Origin of the sequence: Frankia sp. CcI156 (assembly GCF_001983015.1) — a bacterium.
In the GTDB taxonomy this organism is placed as follows: Bacteria; Actinomycetota; Actinomycetes; order Frankiales; family Frankiaceae; genus Frankia; species Frankia casuarinae.
In genome coordinates this window covers 94,233-114,527 of record NZ_MOMD01000025.1, presented here as the reverse complement: position 1 = coordinate 114,527, position 20,295 = coordinate 94,233, and the positions used below count along the sequence as shown (strand labels likewise).

18 protein-coding genes are annotated in these 20,295 nt (G+C 70.5%); 8 read left to right on the top strand and 10 right to left on the bottom strand.

The annotated features are described in order from the left end of the window. The coding region (locus CcI156_RS11655) for a hypothetical protein (RefSeq protein ID WP_076805642.1) at positions 1-592 on the top strand (592 nt) is incomplete at its 5' end. Between the two features lie 265 nt (positions 593-857). Here the strand turns inward: CcI156_RS11655 and CcI156_RS11645 are convergent. Next, a complete protein-coding gene (locus CcI156_RS11645) occupies positions 858-1,748 on the bottom strand; it encodes a hypothetical protein (protein ID WP_139341482.1) in 891 nt (296 codons plus the stop codon). Between the two features lie 489 nt (positions 1,749-2,237). Between CcI156_RS11645 and CcI156_RS11640 the strand changes: the two genes are divergently transcribed. Further along, entirely contained in the window at positions 2,238-4,148 is a 1,911-nt protein-coding gene (locus tag CcI156_RS11640; protein WP_076805623.1) for an acyl-CoA dehydrogenase family protein, read from the top strand. 68 nt (positions 4,149-4,216) lie between these two features. Here CcI156_RS11640 and CcI156_RS11635 read toward each other — a convergent pair whose 3' ends face one another. Further along, on the bottom strand, positions 4,217-4,639 hold the full coding sequence (locus tag CcI156_RS11635) for a MarR family winged helix-turn-helix transcriptional regulator (RefSeq protein ID WP_076805621.1): 423 nt from the start codon (positions 4,637-4,639) through the stop codon (positions 4,217-4,219). A gap of 87 nt (positions 4,640-4,726) precedes the next feature. Here CcI156_RS11635 and CcI156_RS11630 point away from each other — a divergent pair, with 87 nt between their 5' ends. Beyond that, on the top strand, positions 4,727-5,539 hold the full coding sequence (locus CcI156_RS11630; RefSeq protein WP_023840784.1) for an alpha/beta fold hydrolase: 813 nt from the start codon (positions 4,727-4,729) through the stop codon (positions 5,537-5,539). A gap of 91 nt (positions 5,540-5,630) precedes the next feature. On the opposite strand, the gene CcI156_RS11625 is transcribed toward CcI156_RS11630, so the two are convergent. Then, positions 5,631-6,047, bottom strand: a complete 417-nt coding sequence (locus CcI156_RS11625) for a Dabb family protein (protein WP_011437424.1) — start codon at positions 6,045-6,047, stop codon at positions 5,631-5,633. Then, the gene (locus CcI156_RS25615) at positions 6,044-6,211 is read right to left on the bottom strand and encodes a hypothetical protein (protein ID WP_162238922.1); all 168 of its coding nucleotides are present in this window, start codon (positions 6,209-6,211) and stop codon (positions 6,044-6,046) included. The genes CcI156_RS11625 and CcI156_RS25615 overlap by 4 nt, the downstream gene beginning before the upstream one ends. On the opposite strand from CcI156_RS25615, the gene CcI156_RS11620 reads away from it, so the two are divergent. The 3 genes from CcI156_RS11620 (at position 6,162) to CcI156_RS11610 (ending at position 11,448) form a co-directional block, all read left to right on the top strand. Then, positions 6,162-9,014: a LuxR family transcriptional regulator gene (locus CcI156_RS11620; protein ID WP_082456688.1), complete on the top strand. Its 2,853-nt coding sequence runs from the start codon at positions 6,162-6,164 to the stop codon at positions 9,012-9,014. The two genes, CcI156_RS25615 and CcI156_RS11620, sit on opposite strands and share 50 nt — an antisense overlap. 99 nt (positions 9,015-9,113) lie before the next feature. Next, positions 9,114-10,415, top strand: a complete 1,302-nt coding sequence (locus CcI156_RS11615; RefSeq protein WP_076805640.1) for a YncE family protein — start codon at positions 9,114-9,116, stop codon at positions 10,413-10,415. Between the two features lie 151 nt (positions 10,416-10,566). Continuing rightward, complete coding sequence (locus CcI156_RS11610) at positions 10,567-11,448, top strand: MurR/RpiR family transcriptional regulator (protein WP_076805619.1); 882 nt, start codon at positions 10,567-10,569, stop codon at positions 11,446-11,448. A 127-nt stretch (positions 11,449-11,575) separates the two neighbouring features. On the opposite strand, the gene CcI156_RS11605 is transcribed toward CcI156_RS11610, so the two are convergent. Beyond that, a complete protein-coding gene (locus CcI156_RS11605) occupies positions 11,576-12,289 on the bottom strand; it encodes a VIT family protein (RefSeq protein WP_023840787.1) in 714 nt (237 codons plus the stop codon). A gap of 248 nt (positions 12,290-12,537) precedes the next feature. On the opposite strand from CcI156_RS11605, the gene CcI156_RS11600 reads away from it, so the two are divergent. Beyond that, positions 12,538-13,197 (top strand): hypothetical protein, encoded by a 660-nt coding sequence (locus CcI156_RS11600; RefSeq protein WP_254847380.1) that lies wholly within the window; start codon positions 12,538-12,540, stop codon positions 13,195-13,197. 471 nt (positions 13,198-13,668) lie between these two features. Then, entirely contained in the window at positions 13,669-14,004 is a 336-nt protein-coding gene (locus CcI156_RS11595) for a ferredoxin family protein (protein ID WP_011437418.1), read from the top strand. A 269-nt stretch (positions 14,005-14,273) separates the two neighbouring features. On the opposite strand, the gene CcI156_RS11590 is transcribed toward CcI156_RS11595, so the two are convergent. From CcI156_RS11590 to CcI156_RS11570, 5 genes are all read right to left on the bottom strand, one after another. Then, on the bottom strand, positions 14,274-14,705 hold the full coding sequence (locus CcI156_RS11590) for an Rrf2 family transcriptional regulator (protein ID WP_076805617.1): 432 nt from the start codon (positions 14,703-14,705) through the stop codon (positions 14,274-14,276). Between the two features lie 215 nt (positions 14,706-14,920). After that, positions 14,921-15,679, bottom strand: coding sequence for an O-methyltransferase (locus CcI156_RS11585; protein ID WP_076805615.1), 759 nt, complete (start codon positions 15,677-15,679; stop codon positions 14,921-14,923). A gap of 145 nt (positions 15,680-15,824) precedes the next feature. Beyond that, the gene (locus tag CcI156_RS11580; RefSeq protein ID WP_076805636.1) at positions 15,825-17,540 is read right to left on the bottom strand and encodes a HAMP domain-containing sensor histidine kinase; all 1,716 of its coding nucleotides are present in this window, start codon (positions 17,538-17,540) and stop codon (positions 15,825-15,827) included. Between the two features lie 13 nt (positions 17,541-17,553). Continuing rightward, the gene (locus CcI156_RS11575) at positions 17,554-18,351 is read right to left on the bottom strand and encodes a response regulator transcription factor (protein ID WP_076805613.1); all 798 of its coding nucleotides are present in this window, start codon (positions 18,349-18,351) and stop codon (positions 17,554-17,556) included. A gap of 93 nt (positions 18,352-18,444) precedes the next feature. Further along, positions 18,445-20,277: a bis-aminopropyl spermidine synthase family protein gene (locus CcI156_RS11570; protein ID WP_076805611.1), complete on the bottom strand. Its 1,833-nt coding sequence runs from the start codon at positions 20,275-20,277 to the stop codon at positions 18,445-18,447. Positions 20,278-20,295: the final 18 nt, after the last annotated feature.

Here is a 20,295-nt window from a genome sequence, read left to right as displayed (position 1 = left end):
GCTCGACAGCGCCGAATGGACCCACCCCGACCCTGTGCCGGTGCCGGTCTGCGCCGAGCTGATGACCTACGTGCCGGACCCGCCCGCCACACCCGGGGATCAGTACCTGGGGCGGCCGCTCRACCTGTCCTCGGCGTGGCTGGCGGACCTGCGTGCATCGYTGGACGCGCTCTCCCGGCAGCCGACCGGGCGGGAGATCTGGGGAAACCGGATCGACCGGTACACCAACCTGCTGCACGCCGTGTTCGGTCGTCCTGCACCGGCCGATGCCGTGCCAGGGTGGGGCAGCACCGAACATCTCGACCTGCACTGGGGCAACGTCACCGTCCCGAACCTGATGATCCTGGACTGGGAGCACTGGGGCACCAACGTCGCCGGCTACGGCGCGGCCCGGTTGTACTGCACCGCCCTGGCCGTCCCTGACGTTGCCTCCCGGATCTACACCACGTTCGCGGACGTGTTGTCGAGCCCGTCCGGCCGGTACGCGATCCTCGTCAACGCCGCCKACATCCTCTCCGACTTCACCCACTACCGGGACGAGGTCGGGCTCTGCCCCGCCCTCCACCGGGTCGCCGCGGAGATCCTGTCCTGATGGCGCCGGAACAGTGGCGGGCTCATGCCCGCGCCCTGGCCGGCCAGGTGACGCATCCCGGCTCCCGCTGGCACGAGCAGATCGCCGACACCCCGCGGCATCTGCTCGTGCCGTCCTGGTGGGAACGTGACGGCGGAGCATGGATGCTGCGCCGGGGTCAGCTCGCCGGCGCCTACACGGACCGGTCGCTGGTGACCCGCGCCGGGCCGGCGCACGCCGACCACGCCAGCGCCAGTGACCGGCCCGAGGGGTGTCCGATGCCCGTTCATGCGCTGGCGCGGATCCCATCCGGGTGGCACCGGGGGCAAGGGGTGCCGCGGGGCCGGCCGGTGTCCGTCCGGTACGACGGGTTGGCCTGCATGAYGGCCGGGGAGTGACCGGCGTCCCCACCGCAGGAGCCACACCACGCAGGCAGGCCCGTGCTGGCCGTACGGGGCGTGGGCGCAGACATCCACGCCGTCCATCCCGGTTCGGCGGTGTGCGTGGCTGCTGGGCGGCATTCCGGGCACGTCCCGTCCGGGTGGAACGTGGCCGTCGGGTGGGTGAGGCACACCAGCTTCGACGGGTCACCGGCCGGACCGGACGCTGTGACCCGGGCCTGCTCAGCCTCGAAGGCGCGGGCGGTCTCCTTCCGGCGCAGCGGGCGTCCACCCGGGTTCATGTCGACCGGCCACCCCGWAGCAGGGTCGATGTCCAGGCCGGTCATGCCACGCGGCTCGTGGATCGTCGCGTTCGGGTCGAAGCCGCGCCGCGGCCGGCTGTGGGCGCTGCCCGCACGCGGCGGGACGAACGTCTCCAGGAACCGTGTGGGCGCCGTCTCGACCGCTGTCCGCAGGTAGGCCACCGGATCCGACACAGGCCGCGGTGTGCCGTCCTTCGCCCGCAGGACCATCGCCACCCCCTTGCCGGCAAGGTCCCGGTCGATCGTCTGCCCGGTCACCGCACGGACCAGGTCGATCAGCGTCTGGACCAGGTCGGCACCGGCGGGTACGGCGGGAGCTGACTCCCCGCCTGCCTTGCTGCCTGTGGTGGAGCTGGCCGCGCTGGGGTCGGGAGAGGGCAGCGAGGGGCGGGGATCCGGCGGGTCGTCCTCCGCGGTGCTGGCCTCGATCGGGTCGGGCGGGGTGGTTTCTGCCCTGTGGTTGGGGTTATCCACATACGGACGTTCCGCTGACGGACCATCCGAAACCGGTAGTTCCGCTGGCGTGTTCGCATCACCACTCTCTGGCATGGCCCGGACCGCCAACGGAGCCCAGATCACCCGACCACCTGGACCCGGAACCCGTCTCCGAACGAGATGCCCGGAGGATTCAAGCTCCTTGAGAGCGGCGGCAACGACCCGCCGACCCCAGCCCCGGAACTCGCGCTCGACAGCGTCCGCGTTGACGGTGGCCAAGTACTCGGGTGTGTGGKAGAGAAGCCAGATCAGGATCATCCGCGCGTACCCGCTCAGCGTTGGGTGGCTGATGATCGTGTTGGGGATGGGGGTCCAGCAGCCCCGATCTACACCGCTCGGTGGGGCTCACCCAGCTCGTGCGGATGGGCGCGGTGCGGGTAGGAGTACGGGTAGGCAGGGACTGCATACCGCTGACGGACTGCATACCGCTGACGGACGGGATGYCGCTCACGGACGGGGAGGCGAGACATGGCGCAGGTGGGAGAACGGGAAGCGCGCAGGGTCGCCGAGGCGGCCCGGGAGGCCGAGTGGCGGCTTCCCTCGTTTGGCAAGGAGCTTTTCCTCGGTCATCTCCGGCTCGATCTGATCTCCCCGCACCCGCGGCCGAAGGAGGGCGACCGGCGGCGGGGGGAGGCGTTCCTGGCCCAGCTCGAGTCGTTCCTGCGGGAAACGGTGGACCCGTTGCAGATCGAGCGGGACGGGCGGCTGCCCGAGCAGGTGATCGACGGGCTGCGGCGGATAGGCGCCCTCGGCATGAAGATCCCCGAGGAGTACGGCGGACTCGGGTTGACCACCGTGTACTACAACAGGGCGCTTGAACTGTCCAGCTCGTGGCATTCGAGCCTGCCCACGCTGCTCTCGGCGCACCAGTCGATCGGCGTGGCCGAGCCGGTCCTGGGGTTCGGTACCGAGGAGCAGAAGCGGACGTATCTGCCGAAGGTGGCCCGCGAGGAGATCAGCGCGTTCCTGCTGACCGAGCCCRATGTGGGCAGCGACCCGGCCCGGATGAGCAGCYAGGCGGTGCCGGTCGAGGGCGGCGCCGCCTACGAGCTGAGCGGCCGCAAGCTGTGGACCACCAACGGTGTGATCGCCGATCGGCTGGTGGTCATGGCGGTCGTCCCGCGCTCGGCCGGTCATCGCGGTGGCATCACGTGTTTCATCGTCGACGCCCACGCACCCGGCGTGAAGGTGGAGCACCGCAACGAGTTCATGGGTCTGCGCGGCATCGAGAACGGGGTGACCAGCTTCGAGCGGGTCCGGGTCCCGGCCGCGGACCGCCTCGGGCGGGAAGGCGATGGGCTCAAGATTGCCCTGACGACGCTGAACACCGGCCGCCTCGCCCTGCCGGCGACCTGCGTGGGCGGCGCCAAGTACGCGCTGCGCATCGCCCGGGAATGGTCGCGGGACCGCGTCCAGTGGGGCCGGCCCATCGGCCAGCACGACGCCATCGCCCAGAAGATCGCGTTCACGGCCGCCACCACGTTCGGGCTGGAGGCGATGCTGGAGCTGTCCGGCCTGATGGCCGACGAGGGACGCGGGGACATCCGGATCGAGGCTGCCCTGGCCAAGCTGTATGCCAGCGAGATGGCCTGGCTGATCGCCGATGAGCTGGTCCAGATCCGCGGCGGCCGCGGGTACGAGACCGCCCAGTCCCTGGCCAACCGGGGGGAACGACCGGTACCGGCCGAGCAGATGCTACGCGATCTGCGCATCAATCGGATCTTCGAAGGCTCCACCGAGATCATGCGGTTGCTCATCGCGCGGGAGGCCGTGGACACCCACCTCGCGGTGGCCGGCGACATCATTTCCCCGGACGCGCCGGTCGCGGCGAAGGCCCGCAGCGCCGGACGGGCGGCTGCCTTCTACGGCCGCTGGCTGCCCGGCCTCGCCGTCGGCAGTGGGACGTCGCCGCGCTCGTTCCTCGAATTCGGCCGGCTCAGCACGCACCTGCGCTTCGTGGAGCGCTCGGCGCGCAAGCTCGCCCGGTCGACCTTCTACGGGATGGCTCGCTGGCAGGGCGGGCTGGAGAAGAAGCAGGCGTTCCTCGGGCGTCTCGTCGACATCGGCGCCGAACTGTTCGCCATCAGCGCGGCGGTCGTGCGGGCCCGGATGCTCGACGAGGAGGGCGAGCCGACCGCGACCGACCTGGCCGACCTGTTCTGCCGGCAGGCGCGACGCCGGGTCGAGGCGTCCTTCGCGGCGCTGTGGCGCAACGACGACGCCCGCAACTACACGGCGGCGCAGGAGGTGCTCGCGGGCCGCTTCAGCTGGGCCGAGTCCGGCGTGATGGACCCGAGCGGCGAAGGGCCGTTCCTCGCCGCGGAGCGGCAGCGGGCGGTCCCGACTCGACCGGCCGTCGACCTGCTCGCCGCGGGCTGACCATGTGCGCCTCGCGTGATCATGCCGGGCAGGCGGCGCGGCACCAGAGGGCTTGGGCCGGCCTTCCACTACGCGGTCGGGTCGGGCCCGAGGGCCGCGTCCAGGAGCGCGCCCAGCTGGTCGAGTTGGTCGGCCGACAGGGCGCGGAACGAGGAATCGAAGACGGCGTCCACGGCGTCCTGGCCGGCCGCGCGCAGCCGCGCGCCCTCCTCGGTGAGCCGGTGTCGCACGGCACGGCCCGGCCCCGGAACCCGCTCGATCAGCCCGCGGGCGGCCATCCGGGCCGCCAGGGAGCCGAAGGACTGGTCGGTTTGGAACGTCAGCACTGCGAGGTCGTGCAGCGATGCGTCCGGGTGCCGGTGCAGGTGACGCAGGGTGTCCCACTGCGCGAGTGAGAGTCCCAATGGTGCCAGCGMGCGGCTCAGCGCGCGGTGATGGCGGTACTGCAGGCGTTTGACGGACAAGGCGACGTCCGCGGTGCGGTATCTCACGGCCTGAGCCTAGCGCGTCGAGTAAGGTTGCTTGTATCATGAAGCTGATATAAGGTTACTTATATTCCTGTCAATAAGAGAGGAATCATGAGTACTCCGATCATGGCCGGCTCCCTCCGGCCCACCCACACCCACACCCACACCCACACGCTCCAGGTCGGCTCCGCGGGAGCGGTCGAGATCACCGTCCAGGACCGCGACCGCACCCGGCCGTTTCTGCTCCTGCACGGTGGAGGTGGCACGGTCACCATGACCGGCTTCGCCGATCTGCTCGCCGAGCGCACCCACTCCCGGGTACTGCTGCCCACTCACCCCGGCTTCGGCGGTACGCCGAAGGCCGAAGCGCTGACGGGAGTCATCGAGCTCGCCCGGATATATGTAGCGATGATCGAGCAACTCGACCTCACGGATGTGACCGTCGTCGGCAACTCCTTCGGTGGGTGGCTCGCTGCCGAGATCGCCTTGCAGCAGAGCCCCCGGGTCAGCGGCGTGGTGATCATCGACGGTATTGGTATTGACGTCGACGGCCATCCGATGCTCGATGTCCGCGGTCTCTCGCCTACTGAGATCCGGTCGTTCTCCTTCCATGACCCGAGCAAGATGCCTGCTTCGCCGGGTACCGGCGATGCCGGGCCGAGCCCGGATGTGCGAGCGCTGGTCGGGTACACGGGCCCGGTCATGTCGGACCCGACGCTGGCCGAGCGGCTGGGTGGTCTCGACATCCCAGCCCACGTTCTGTGGGGCGAAAGTGACGGCATCGTTGACCCGGAATACGGCAGGGCCTATGCCGCCGCGATCCCACTGTCGACGTTCACGCTGCTGCCCCGGTCCGGCCACCTGCCGCAGGTCGAGACGCCCGAGGAACTGCTTGGTGCACTGCTCGACGTGGGCAGTTACTGACATCCCAGCTGAACAAGGGAGAACCATCCATAGGTTCGGTGTTGGACGTCAGGGGCTCGGCGGGCCACGGTGTCTCGATTCGTCGGAGCGGTCAGTAGGCGTGCGTGCCGGGAGCGCTGCTGCCGGTGTAGGAGGCAAGACCGGATACCAGCTTCGCGAGGGCGGGGTCCTCCTCGTAGCGACGCTTGTGCAGGGCGGCGATCTTCTCGGCGATCTCCGGGTCCTTGTGGTCGGTGACGTCGAACGACACGAACGTGTCGACCAACGGGAGCCCGATCTCGTCGGTATGCCGGTGGGCGGGGTGCTTGAGGTACTCCCAGTATCCGTCGAGGTCCTCGATGACATAGGTCGCGCCCCACGCGAACTCGCCGCCGACGTCGCGGCCGACCACGAACGAGGTCACCGACGGGATGACACGACCTTGGTTGCGCAAGCTCTCGACCGCTTCTTCCACCTTGTCTGCCGGGGCGTCGGGGCGAAGGGTCATGCGGACCGTGTGGTAGATCATCGGGTGTCGTCCTTTCCTAGATGGGGTGAACGGATCAGCAGTGCCGCGGCGATCGCGCCCGCGAGGGCCGCGATCCCGGTCCAGGTGAAGGCTCCGGCGACGCCGGAGACCTCGATGCCGCCGCGAGCACGGTCGCCCGAGCGGCGCGCGTCGGGGACTCGCACAGGTGGCCCGTGGTCATGGACACCGGGACTCCCGCCGTCGAGTCGGGTAGTGGCTCGACACGAGGCTCGCACTGGTCCGGCACCGCCCGCGTCGGTGAAAACCACCTACATCGGCGCGCATACTGTTCCCGTTGTGGGGACACCGGTCCGGACGTTCGTCGGCAGGGGCGAGGAACGCCGCAGGCTCGAGGTGCTGGTCGCGGGCGCCAAGAACGGCGAGGGCGGGGTGCTGGTGCTCCGCGGCGAGGCCGGCATCGGCAAGAGCGCTCTGCTCGACCACCTGCGGCGCTCGGCGCAGGGGATGCGGGTCATCGAGGCGACCGGATCCCAGTTTGAGACCGAGCTCCCGTTCGCCGCGCTGCACCAGCTGTGCGTCCCGGCCCTGGGCGACCTCGCGGCACTACCCCCGCCACACCGCGCGGCACTGGAGGCAGCGTTCGGCCTCGCCGACGGCACACCAGAGATGTTCCGCATCGGCATGGCGGCCCTGGAACTGCTGGTCACCGCGGCGGGGTCGGAACCGGTGCTGTGCCTCGTCGACGAGGCCCACTGGCTCGACGACGCATCGACACGGATACTGACGTTCCTCGCGCGGCGCATCTCGGCCGAACCGGTGGCGATGGTGCTAGCCGCACGGCACGGACTCGACGAGCTACCGAGCGTCGAGGTGACCGGGCTGGCCGACGACGACGCCCGCCGGCTGCTGGTGGACACCCGCGCCACGCTGGACGAGACCGTGCGGGACCGCGTGCTCGCCGAGGCCAGGGGCAACCCGCTCGCGCTACTCGAACTGCCCGGCGCCGGCGGCTTTGCCCTGCCCGACGCGTCCTCGGTGCCCAGCAGGGTCGAACGCAGTTTCCAGGATCGTCTCGTGCCCCTGCCCGAGGACGTGCGATTGCTGCTGACCGTGGCTAGCGCCGACCCGACCGGTGACCCCGGCCTGCTGTGGGCCGCCGCCGAACGACTCGGTGTCGGCCCGGCGGCCGGCGCGCACGCCGAGGCGTCCGGGCTGGTCGAGCTCGGCCCGCGCGTGCGGTTCTGCCACCCGCTCGCCAGGTCCGCGGTCTACCAGGCCGCCGCCGTCGAGGACCGCCACGCCGCGCACCAGGCGCTCACCGAGGTCACGGACCCGGAACGGGACCCCGACCGGCGGGCCTGGCATCGCGCGCAGGCCGGTGCCGGCCCCGACGAGGACACCGCCGCGGAACTGAACCGTTGCGCCACCCGTGCCGCGGCACGTGGGGGAGTGGCGGCTGCCGCGGCGTTCCTCGCGCGGGCCGCTGCCCTATCCCGTGACCCCGCGCGCCGCACCGAACGCACACTCGCGGCCGCGCAGGCCCACCTCGACTCCGGTGCACTCGACGCGGCGGACGGCCTGCTCACCGCGGTCACGGTGGACGGGACCGACCCCGTCGCGCTGGCCAGGGTGGAGCTGATGCGCGGGCGGATCACGTTCGTGCGCCGGCGCGACGGCGACGGTCCGGCGTTCATGCTGCGCGCGGCCCAGCGCCTCGCCGCGACCGACCCACGGTGGTCGCGGGACTGCTTTCTCGACGCCGTCGAGATGGCCCTGGTCGTCGGCCGGGCCAGCGGGGTCATGGACATGGTCGTCGAGGCAGCGCGCTCGGCGCCGCCGGCATCGGGCCCGCCGGACCTCCTGGACGCGCTGCTGCGGCTGGCGACGGAAGGACACCACGCGGCGGCGCGGCCGGTCCGCGAGATCCTCGCCTCCCGTCCACAGTGGACACGGCGACCGGCGCTCGCCGGGATGCTCGCCGTGGAGCTCTGGGACGCCGAGGCACACGGCGTGATCACCGACTGGGTGCTGGCCTCCGCCCGAGAGTCGGGGTCGCCGCTCACGCTCCGCCTCGGTCTTGGCATGGCGGCGGCCGGCGCGGTGCACACCGGTGACTTCGCCGCCGCCACGTCGGCGATCGCCGAGGAGGAGGCGGTGGCGGACGCGGTCGGGGTGGAGCCGCTGGCGTATCCGCAGCTGCACCTCGCCGCCTTGCGTGGCCGGGAGGCACAGGCGCGGGCGGTGATCGACAGTTTCACCGCCGAGGCGACCGCGAGCGGCACCGGGCAGACGATCGCCAACGCCGACTGGGCCACGGCCGTCCTGAGTAACGGCCTCACCGACTACCCGGCGGCACTTGCCGCCGCCGAGGCGGCCACCCGGCACGGCGACCTGTTCGTCGCCGCGATCGCCCTGCCGGAACTGGTCGAGGCCGCGGTCCGCTGCGGCGAGCACGAGGTGGCCCGGTCGGGTTCGGTATCGCTCACCGAACGCACCGAGGGCAGCGGCACACCGTGGGCGCTGGGCGTCGGCGCCTACACCCGCGCACTCGTCACCGGCGACGAGGACGACTTCGCCGCGGCCATAGGTCACCTCGAGAAGAGCCCGCTCGCCCCGTATCTGGCCAGGGCGCACCTGCTCTACGGCGAGTGGCTGCGCCGCCAGGGCAGGCGACGCGACGCCCGCCGGCAGCTTCGTACCGCCTACGACCGGTTCGCCGACATCGGCATGGCGGCCTTCACCGACCGCGCCGCCGCCGAGCTGCGTGCGGCCGGCGCCGACGTGCGCGGCCGCACGTCGGGCAACACCGACGACCTCACCGCGCAGGAGACCCACATCGCCCGCCTGGTCGCGGACGGCGCCACGTCAAAGGAGGTCGCGGCACGGCTGTTCATCAGCCCCCGCACCGTCGACGCCCACCTGCGCAATATCTTCCGCAAGCTCGGCATCACGTCCCGTCGCCAGCTCCGGGACCTGCCCGCACTGCGTACCCCCACCGCCAGATGAGTGTGAGCGTGCCGCGTACCGCGGAGTCCTGGTGGGTCGAGCTGGACGGCCGCGCCGTCGATCGTGGCTTCGCCCGCTCAGGCCTTCTACTCTGGCCGCATGCCGGAGGGGTCGACAGCGCAGCGCCGCCAGCCGGGGACCAGGTCCCGGCGGCGTGGTCTGATCATGTTGGYCGGGTTGGCGGCCCTGGTGGTCGCACTGCTAGTGGTGTGGCTGATCCGGGTCAGGAGCGACCAGGCTACGGGGGCCGGTGCCGCCCGCCCGCCGGGTTCCGTTCCCGCGCCGGGCCGGGGAGCCGACTCTGCCCTGCCCCGTGGCGATGGCGGCGTCGTGGACGTGTACGCGCACGCGCGTGCCGGGATGCTGAGCCCGGTGGTCCGCGACGATCCGCCTCTCGTGTACGTCCCGAACCTGCGCGACGGCACCGTCACGGTCATCGACCAGCGCACGCTGCGGGTCGTGGACACCTACGCCGCCGGCCGCGAGCCTCAGCATGTGGTCCCCTCCTGGGACCTGCGGACCCTGTGGGTGAACAACAACCGCGGCAACAGCCTGTCACCGATCGATCCGCGGACCGGTCGGCCCGCCGGGCCCGCGGTACCGGTCGCGGACCCGTACAACCTGTACTTCACCCCCGACGGGGCCAACGCGATGGTCATCGCCGAGGCGAACCACCACATCGACTTCCGTGATCCGCACACGTTCGCCCTACGGCACAGCCTGGACGTGGGCACGGCCTGCGCGGGCGTCAACCACGTCGACTTCTCCGTCGACGGCTCCTATGCGATCGCCACCTGCGAGTTCGCCGGACGACTCGTCAAGATCGACATCCCGCGTCAGCGGGTCATCGGATATCTGGACCTCGGCCGGGACGCCGCTCCACAGGACATCAAGATCGATCCGGCCGGCCGGATCTGGTACGTGGCGGACATGAACGCCGACGGTGTCCACCTCGTTGACGGGGATCGCTTCACCAGGGTCGGTTTCGTCCGGACCGGGCCGGAGACCCACGGCCTGTACCCGAGCCGCGACGGCCGATTCCTGTACGTCGCCAACCGGGGTGGCCACATGGACTCCATGAAACCGCCGTTCCCGCACTCCGGCGACCAGGGCTCGGTCTCGGTCATCTCCTTCGCCACCCGGACCGTCGTGGCCACCTGGCCGATCCCCGGTGGGGGAACCCCGGACATGGGCAACGTCGATGCCAACGGCTCGCGGCTGTGGCTGTCCGGCCGCCGCAGCAACGTCGTGTACGTGTTCGACACCGGCGGGCCCGGAGGTTCGGAGCCGAAGGCCGGCCGGCTGCTGGCTCGGATCCCCGTCGGCCGTGAGCCGCACGGTCTCGCGGTCTGGCCGCAACCCGGTCGCTACTCCCTCGGCCATACTGGGATCATGCGCTGAGGGTCGGACGAGCTCGGGGCCCCTCATCCTGGCCGGGAGCGACCGGGTTGACTGAAACGGATTTTCATGATCTCTTCTACTGTAGAAGATTCATTCTTGGTTTACCTTTGGGTATCTGACCGTTGCGCCTACGCGCTTAGCGTGACGTGTCGTGACTAGTGACGTGACTGTGAGGGTCGAGGGCGACGCTGCCGCGCCCGCCGTGTTGGAGCGCATTCGGGCTTTGTCGGCGTCGTTGTCGTCGGCGGAGCAGCGGGTGGCGCGGCAGGTCCTCGCGGACCCGGTTGCGATGATCCACCAGTCGGTGAGCGAGCTGGCGCAGGTGTCGGGAAGCTCGCCGGCGACGGTGGTGCGGTTCTGCCAGAGCCTGGGGCTTCGGGGCTACCAGGAACTCAAGCTGGCGCTGATCCGGGAGACGCTGCCGGTGGAGCGGCAGCTGGTGGACGAGGTGTCCGCGGCCGACGGCCCGGATGAGATTGCCGGGAAGGTGCTCGGCGGGGCGGCGAGTGCGCTGACCGAGGCGGCGCGGGGGATCGACGGTGGCGTGCTGGCGGCGATCGCCGACCTGGTCGTCGCCGCGCCGCGGACGTTGTTCGTGGCGGTGGGGACGTCGGCGCCGCTGGCGATGGATGCCGCCTACCGGCTGACCACGGTCGGGGTCGATGCGCGGTTCGCCGGGGATGCGCATGTGCAGCACGTCACCGCCCGGATGCTGGCGGCGGGTGATCTGTGCGTTGCGGTCAGCCACACCGGCTCGACGGCGGAGACACTGGCGGCGATGCGGGCGGCCGTGGACGCCGGGGCGCATACCGCCGCGATCACGAGCTTTGCCCGGTCACCGTTGACCGAGCTGGTGCGGCACGCGGTGGTGGTGGGCAGTCGGGAGACGGCGTATCGCATCGAGGCGATGACCAGCCRGATCGTGCACCTGTCGGTGCTCGACGCCCTGTTCGCCCTCGTGGTGGTGCGCAGCCCGCGCAGCCCTGGCGCGCTGGCGATGACCGCCGACGTGATCGTCGAACACCGGATGTAGCCGCCTACCAGACCCGGCGGCGCCGGTGCCGACGGTCCATGGTTCGCCCCCGCGTCCACCGAGGAACGGTATGAGCCCGCGGACCAGCGGTGGATCGGTGGTGGGCAAGGTATGTCCCGGCGGTCGGTCAGCCGCCGGCCGCATCGGTGATCAGACCGACCAGCGCGGTGACCAGCATGGCCGCGGCGCCGCCCAGCACGACGCGCAGGGTCGGACGCAGCAGCGCCATACCGGCGGCCCGCGCGGCGAGTATGCCCGCGACGGCGAGACCGATCACCGTAACCACGACGACGAGCATCAGGCGGCCCGCCCCCGCCGGGGCCGACATCCCGAGGAACGGCACCAGCCCGCCGGCCGTGAAGCTGCCCGCCGACGCGACGGCGGCCTGGACCGGGCGCGCCCGGGTGGCCTCACTCTGGCCGAGTTCGTCGCGCAGGTGCGCCTCCAGCGCACCCCGCTCGGTCAGTGTCACGGCGACCTGCGTGGCGAGGTCGCGCGGAAGGCCGCGCCGCTCGTAGATGCCGACCAGCTCGGCAAGCTCGGCCACCGGGTCGGCCGCCAGCTCCGCGCTCTCCTTGGCCCGGTCCGCGCGTTCCACGTCGGCCTGGGAGCTCACCGACACATACTCCCCGGCCGCCATCGACATCGCCCCCGCGGTCAGACCCGCGATCCCGGCGGTCAGGACCGCGCCGGTGGAGGCGCCGCTCGCGGCGACGCCGACGATGAGACTGGAGGTGGAGACCAGGCCGTCGTTCGCGCCGAGGACGGCCGCGCGCAGCCAGCCCGAACGGTTCGTGCTGTGCCGCTCCCGGTGCCGCCGCACCGCACCGAATGTCGCCATGGGGGCATTACAGCACGGTGTTGACGATCGGCATCGTCTCGGCGGCTGTGGCACAACTGTGACAATCACCCGTTCCACCAGGTGACCCGGCCTGTTCGCGCCCGGCCGAGATCGCGGCGATCAGCATGGCACACTCAACGGATCAAGAATCATCTCTGCCTGTTCCTCGAGGTAGACCGCTGGGAATCCGCTGATGAACGGCAATGATGGACAATCAAGGCTGACAGCGATCGCGCGACGTGGGATTGGTGACCTTGCCCCGACATCGTCCGATGCGGCCGGGACCGCGCACCTCGTACGAGGAGAGTTGGCTGGCCGGTGYGGAACTCGGTGAGGCGCTCACGCGCGGATGGCGTCCGCGGGCACAACCCGTGCAGATCGCGCTGGGTGCGGGTGAGGCCGTGCTGGCCCAGGCACCCGTCCGCGTCTGGCAGTACATCGGCCAGAACGTCACCTACAACCAGGGGTGGTTCGTCGCCTTCGGTAGTCCCCTTCTACTCGGTGCGTCCCTGCTCGGCAGCGCCCTGTACAACGGCAGCCAGCGCAGGCGCGCCGAGGCGCTCGCCGCGGTCCAGTGGCGCCCTGTCTGCCAGGGGCATCTTTTTCTGACGAACTGGCGCCTCGCGCTGGCGCTCACGACCGGCTGGATCGATATCGGCTACCCGTACCTGCGGGCGTCCGGCGTGGACGGCGACAGCATGGTCATCATGCTTGCCGGCCAACCCCCCGTCCGACTGCAGGTGTGGCCGGCGCACTGGTTCTTCGTGCTCATGAGATTCCTCGCCTACGGCGAGATCGTCCGGATGGAAATTCCGTCCCACCTGCAACGAGCGACTGCCCCTCGGGCCCTCGAACCTCCGTCTGGATCTYGAATCCCCGCCCGGACGGGGTCTGGAGAACGCCGGTGACGTCGCATGATCAGCGTCCTTCCCGGAGTGTGATCAGTGGGTACGCCCGATGGGTACGGCCGGCGGGTACCGGCGTCCGGATTTTTCCCGGGGGCTACCCCGCTAGCCCGCTAGCCCGCTACCCCGCTGCCTCGTGCCGGGTCGGTACCGTGATGGCGTCCTCCGGGAAATGTTGGCGGGTATTCAAGCGTGATTCGGGTCAAGATAATGTTATTGATAAAAATATCTTTGAGATTTTCCTTCGAGTGGATTTCGGGGATATCCATGAGGCCTGCCTCGTGGATAATTTGTTTACATGCCGTTCACGGTGCACGACCTGCCGGCGCCCCGCGAACCTATACCATTAATTCGGGTTCGCCGCACGGCCATCCGTCTCGGTCGAAACCAGCCGAGAAGCAGTCGGAGGCCAGCCATGAGATTGACTGCCGTCCGGATGTGGTCCGGTATGGTCGATCGGAAGTGAGGGCTCTCATGCCATTTGTCATCACCGCCGCGTGTATCGATGTCAAGGACGGCTCCTGCCTGGAGGGGTGCCCGGCCGATTGCATCTACGAGGGTGACCGTAAGATGTACATAAATCCGGATGAGTGCACGGAGTGCGGCGCCTGCGCAGTGTCCTGCCCGGTCGGCGCGGCCATCAGCGACGACCGTGTTCCCGCGAAGGACAAGGAGTTCATCGAAAGCGAGGCGCTGTTCTTCAGTGCCGTCCTGCCCGGTCGGGACGCGCCGCTCGGCGAGCCGGGTGGCGCCACGAAACTCGGCAAGATCAAGGCTGACACGCCCTTCATTGCCGCCTACGGAAACTGACGAGGGTGACCTCGGGTATTCGCCGGGGCGGAGCACGATAAAGCGGAGCAGTAGCGGGAAAAACGAACCGAGGGAATGTGCGGAAGGGCCGGTGCTGGCGGGCCTCGGGTCCGAGGCGCCGGCCTGACGCCGAGACGTTGTGGGGGGATCCCTCCCGTAACCGGCCTGCGTTCCAGRCGATTCTATCCCGCAGGTCCGACGGAACGGGGGGGTCCGCTCGTCCAGCCCCGGATAGTTCCAGGGTGTTTCGTGGCGGGCGGGGCCGGGTGTCAGCGGACCGGTGGCGCGAGGGAGCGCAGGAGTTCACCGGCGGGTTMGTCGGTGAGCTCGGCGAGGGTCACCTCGTCGAGCGTGACCAGGAAGTTCTCCTGGGCTCGTCGCAGGAGGGGGCGCAGTCGGCAGGCGCATCRCAGCGGGCACGGGGGACCGTCGCAGGAGACGAACTCGTCCGTGCCCTCGAGGGCACGGACGATGTGCCCGACGGTGACCTGCGTCGCGCCTGGGGCGAGCAGTACCCCGCCGGTGCGCCCGCGCACGGTGACCACGAGGTCGAGCCGCTGGAGGCGTTGCACGATCTTCGCCATGTGGGTGAGCGGAACATCGAGGGCTTTCGAGAGGTCGCGGACGGTGAGGCGATCCTCCCGGGTGGCCGTGAGCATAAGCGCCCGCAGCGCCAGGTCGGTCGACTGGGTCAGGTGCATGGGAGCGCGCCTGTCGAGGTGACGGTCACCCGACCATCTTGCCTTCTACTCTTCGTAGAAGATTGTCCCGACGGCACCTGCGTCCCACGGGTGCCGCCTGCCGAGGTCAGACCTCGGCGGGAGCGCGGCCGGGGGTGTGACACCGCGCCGGCACTGGCCGGCACCGGCCGGTGCCGGTCTCCTCATGGCGACCGCGGACCCCCGGCCGGGGGAGCCTATACGGGTGTCCGCGGCGAGGGCAGTTTCCGGACGATGGTCAGTCCGTCCGCAATGGGCAGCATGACAACCTGTACCCGGGAGTCGCCGGCGAGAAGCTCGTTGAACTGTTTGACGGCGACGACAGCAGGATTGTCCGAGTGGGAGCGCACCACGTGCCCATACTGCAGCACATTATCGACGATGATGACCCCGTTCGGGTTCATCCGGGGAAAGAGAAGCTCGTAATACCTCCTATACGAGGTCTTGTCCGCGTCGATGAACGCCAGGTCGAAGGTGGGTTCTTCGGGGAGCATGCCGAGACTGTCCGCCGCCGGTCCGAGGGCGAGGTCGATGTGATCGGAAACACCGGYCCGAGCCCAGTACTGGCGGGCGATCGAGGTCCATTCCGCGCTGATGTCCAGGCAGAGAAGTCGGCCGCCGGGGGGCAGACCCCGTGCGATGCACAGCGCGGAATAGCCGGTGAAGGTACCGATCTCGACCGCGCGGCGCGGGGCGATCGAGGCCGTCAGGATGGTCAGGAACGTCCCCTGCTCGGCCGGTACCTGCATCTCCGCCTCGGGGAGCGTCGCCGTCACGGCGGAGAGCGCGTCGAGGATCGGATCCGGAGGTGAGCTGTGCTCCGTCAGATAGCTGTGGATCGGATCGGCCAGATAGGCTGATTTCAATCCCTTGCCGTTTTTTGCGCCTTCGCGGCGAAGCGTGCCGACGCCGGTTGTCGCGACTTCACGAATCTTCTGTGCCGGACTTTTTGCCATGATCAGTGGAACTCCATCCCTGGTGGCTCAGTTCGAAAATAACTGGCCCGGGGCGCATTGTGGTTACGGACCGCTCCTCGGCTCGGAAAGAACCAGTAAAGATCATCTAGTTAATCGGGAGTCCGGTGAAGCCGTTGTCCGGTCGTCACGGCCTGTCGTCGGCCATGGCGTAATCTGTCGTGACGTAATCCACTACTTCCAGTAGTTCGTGGATGGTGGCCGATGTCCGCCGAGGGCCCGGGCCGTCCGTGCCCCCAGAACCCGGCGTGGCCGCGATGCGGGTGCCGCCCGCCGCGTCCACGGATCTCTGCGCGGGTGCCGGCCGGGCGGCCGTCGGCCGTCGGTCTGGATGTGTCCGGGGCAGGTCAAGGACGACGCACAGACCCCCGTTGTCACCCTCGGCCAGAGTGACCGTCCCGCCGTCGGCGGTCGTCAGGGCATGCACGATGGYGAGCCCGAGGCCGTTCCCGCGCCGATCGGCCCGGCCGGGCACCTCTCCTCGCTGGTCGGCTTCTCGCTGGTCGGCACTGAGGTTGGAGCTGAACCGGCGGAAGGCGGCGGCCCGCTGCTCGGCGCTCATGCCGCGTCCGCTGTCGGCGACCGTGAGCCGCGTCATGCTTTCCGCCGTCATGGTGCTCTGCGGCCCGGTGACGTTCATCTCGTCCAWCTCGTCCGCGGCGCTCCCCGTCCCGAGGCCCGCCTCCGCGGTGCCTCCGGCGCCCACCGGGCGTGGCTGGGCCGGTGGGTTCGTCCCGGACGTGACGCTGACCCGGCCGCCGGACGGGGTGGCCTCCAGCGCGTTGCTGAGGAGATTGTCGAGGATCTGCTCCAGGTGCCCCGGGGTGCACTGGACGACCTGGTCCGCGTCGACGTCGCAGGTCAGCGTCACTCCGGCGGCGGCTGCGACCGGTCGCCAGATCAGGCATCGTTCCTCGGCGACGACCGCGAGGGGGATCGGCTGGGTCGGGATCGGCGCATGCTCGGCCCGGGAGACCGCCAGCAGCCCGTCGACCATCCGGGAGAGCCGGTGCACCTCGACCAGGGTGCCCGCGACCTCGTCGGTGGTGTCCGCGTCCACGTCCTGTTGCAGCAGCTCCAGGCGCAGGCGCATCGCCGTCAGCGGGGTGCGGATCTGGTGGGAGACGTCGGCGAGGAACCGGCGCTGGCTGTCGACCAGCAACTGGAGCCGTCCCGCCATCGCGTCGAACGTCGTGGCAAGTTTGCGTGCCTCGGGCGGGCCACCGACGGCTCTGGCCCGGATCGTGAGATCACCGGCACCGAGTTCGGTCGCTGCCTGCTCGAGCCGGCGCAGCGGCCGGCCCACCCAGCGGGCCAGCAGTATCGAGATCCCCAATGCGGCCAGCGTGACCAGGACGCCCGCGAGGGCGATCATCGTCCACCGGTGGATGATCGAGGCGCGCAGCCCGGCATCGCTGCGCGCGACGGCCAGGATGCCGACCAGACCCTGCGCGTTGGACACCGGAGCAACAAGGATCATCCGGTGTCGATTGGCCGCGTTCGGGTTGATGACCACGTTCTCCCGGCGGGCCCGATCCAGATCCMAGCCCATGATCGGGATGTCGTCACCGGTGTCGGCCACGGGCGTACCGTTCGGGTCGAACAKCCGGAGCTCGTCCGGTGGCACGGCCGTACTGTCGCGTACGGCGGCGGGCAGCGGGGCCGCGCCGGCGGACAGTCGCCGCCACTTCACCTCGGCGCAGTAGGCCTGCATCGCGGCCGTGAGCCGCAGGCCGAACAGCGCCCGGTCGTGACGGGTGGCGTCGAGCCCCATCGGGACGCACAGGCCGACAAGCAGCGCCGTCGTGAGCGCGAGCTGGGCGGCCAGGATGCGCCGGGTCATTGGATGTGCCGGGTCATCGGCCGAGGGGTGGCGCGCTCCGGTCACCGGGGGTCGGATCGGCGCCGGGTGTCGGCGGCCCGCCCAGGCGGAAGCCGACCCCGTACACCGTTTCGATCAGTTCGGGAATCCCGAGCTTGCGGCGKATCGCGCCGATGTGTACGTCGAGGACCTTCGATGAGCCGAACCAGTCGCCCCAGACAGCGGTGAAGATCTCCCGTCGGGTCCGGACCCGGCCGGGATCGCGGGCCAGGAAGGCCAGCAGATCGTACTCCCGCGCCGTCACCTGGACCGGACGGCCGTCGACGGAGATCCGCCGGCTGCGCCGGTCGAGGACGAGCGGTCCGTGCCGGACCACGTCGGAGCTCTCACCGGTGGCCCGGGCGGYGCGCCGCCGCACCGCCCGTATCCGGGCCAGCAGTTCGGCGAATCCGAATGGTTTGACCAGGTAGTCGTCGGAACCGAGGTCCAAGGCCTCGACCCGGTCCGCCTCGTCCCCCCGAGCCGTCACCACGATCACGGGGGTGTCCCCGCGCTCRCGGATGCGCCGGCACACCTCCGCGCCGTCGATGTCGGGCAGCCCCAGGTCCAGGAGCACGAGGTCGGGCGGGGACACGCCCTCGACCCGGGCGAGCGCGGCCTCCCCGGTCCGCACCCGGTCGGCGGTGTAGCCGGCCCGGTCCAGACCGCGCACGAGCTGGGTACCGAGGCCGTCGTCGTCCTCGACCACCAGTACCCGGGCGCCGGCGGGATCGGGATGCCGCTGCAGGTCTGATGCGTGTGCTCGGGAGCCGTTGCCTGCAAGCGTCGCCATAGCATGACAGTAGGCGGCGCCGGGCGCGTCCGGCCGCCGGCCCCGCGGGTGCCACCGCGATTCCGCCGTCGCCAGCTCCGATTCCGTCAATATCTACTCGTTTCGCAGCGTCTGCCCATTTTGCCGGATCCAGCCCGGTCTCACCGGCTCGGCCGGCAGCGTGTCGCCGGACGACACCGCGGCGAGGATTCCCTCGAGGGCGTGCCGGGGAAGATCGATCAGTCGGGCGGCCAGCAGGTCGGGATCGCGCGCGGCCCGGGTCACGGCGGCCCGGGCGTCGCGCTGGGAGAGCGTGCGCCCCGAATCCTCCCGGACGATCCGGATGAGCCCGTCCCGCCAGACGTTGCCGATCTTGCCATGCGGGCGGTCCAGCAGCCACCGGGCGAGCCGGTCGGCGGGGGCGAGCGCCGCCGGGCCGACGGCCGTGAACGTCACGAGCCGCAGGTCCCCGAGGTCCCGGGCGGGGGTGGCGGTCCACTTCGCCCGCAGCTGCCGCAGCGGGTCATCCTGGGCCCGCCGGCGGCGGACGCCCAGATCGGGATGATCGGAGGAGACGACGACGGCGAGCCGGTCCGCGTTGACCGCCAGGAGGAGCCTGGTCAGCCAGGGGCCCGGATCGTCCGACAGGTCGGTGGCCACGCTGACCGTTCCGTCCTCGGTTGAGGCGCCGGGGCCGGTCGAGGAGCCGGGGCCGGTCGAGGCGAACGCGGGCAGCCCCCGGTCGAACACGGTCGCGAGACGCACGTGGACCGCGTCGACCTCCCGCCGCTCGCCAACGAACACGGCGCGACCCGCCGGGCCGGTGGCGAGGAAGGCGGCCACCGCGTCGAGGACCGGGGCAGTCAGGCGCGTCGGCCGACTCTGCGTGGACTGCCGGCCCCGGGTGTAGATGGCGGCCGTCGCGGTTGTGGCCGCCGTGGCCGAGCGGTCCAGCTGCTTCCAGGTGGCCGGGGTCGGCTGGCAGACGTACATGTCGGCTCTGGCGCCCACCGCCTCCGCGCCCTCGTAGACGTGGAAGCCTGGCCAGATGGCCTCGAACACGAAGCCCTGATCGATCAGTGCCCGCTGCACCTTCCAACCCAGCGTCGGTACCCGGTCGCTGAACCCGTAGGCCAGCAGGACGCGACCATGTTCGCGGTCCGCGAGACCCTGCGCGCCGCGCCCGGTGAACAGCGCCACGCCCTCCGGGGTGTAGGGCGGATCGGTGAATGCCAGATCGGCTGTGCCCACCACCGCCGGCGGCAGGCCGAAGCGCAGGTCGGCGTAGAGGCACCGCAGCCGGACGTCCAACGACCGGGCCGAGCTGTCCAGGTAGGCGARCAGCTCGTCGTCGATGTCGACGACGGTCACGGTGAGCCCGTCGATCAACGAGACCGCCGCCAGCGAGGTGAGATCATGATCACCTATGCACAGCAGATGCGCGCCGCGCAGGTCGTAACGCGTCCGCAGCCAGACGGCCCGGCGCACGACGGTCGTCGCCGTCGCGGGTACGTGGTCGAGGTCGGCCCGCGGTCGGGGCGCGGCAGCGATGAGATCATGCATGGTCGTGACCAGCGGACCGTGGCGGGTGATCACGGCGGCGAGGGGATCGAGCGGAGTCTGTCCGCTCAGCTCGTCATAGCGGATCAGGCCGCGGTAGCGGTCGATCGACGCGGGGCGCAGCACGTGACGCCCGTCGGGGCCGGTCCGCAGATCGTCGCCGAGGCTGGCGAGGATCTCCTCCACGCTCCGTCGGGGCAGGCCCGAACTCTGGACCAGCTGGCGCAGGGTGCGTGGCTGCTCGGTCAGCGCCGCCACCGCCGCGCGAGGCGCCCGGGCATGCACCCGGTAGCCCGCCAGCAGGGTCGCCAACGACTCGCCGGATTCGGCCGGACCCGGCGCCCGGCCCGGGTGATCCGGTCCTGACAGGGTATGTGGAGGGGACACGCAACCAGCGTCGCACCT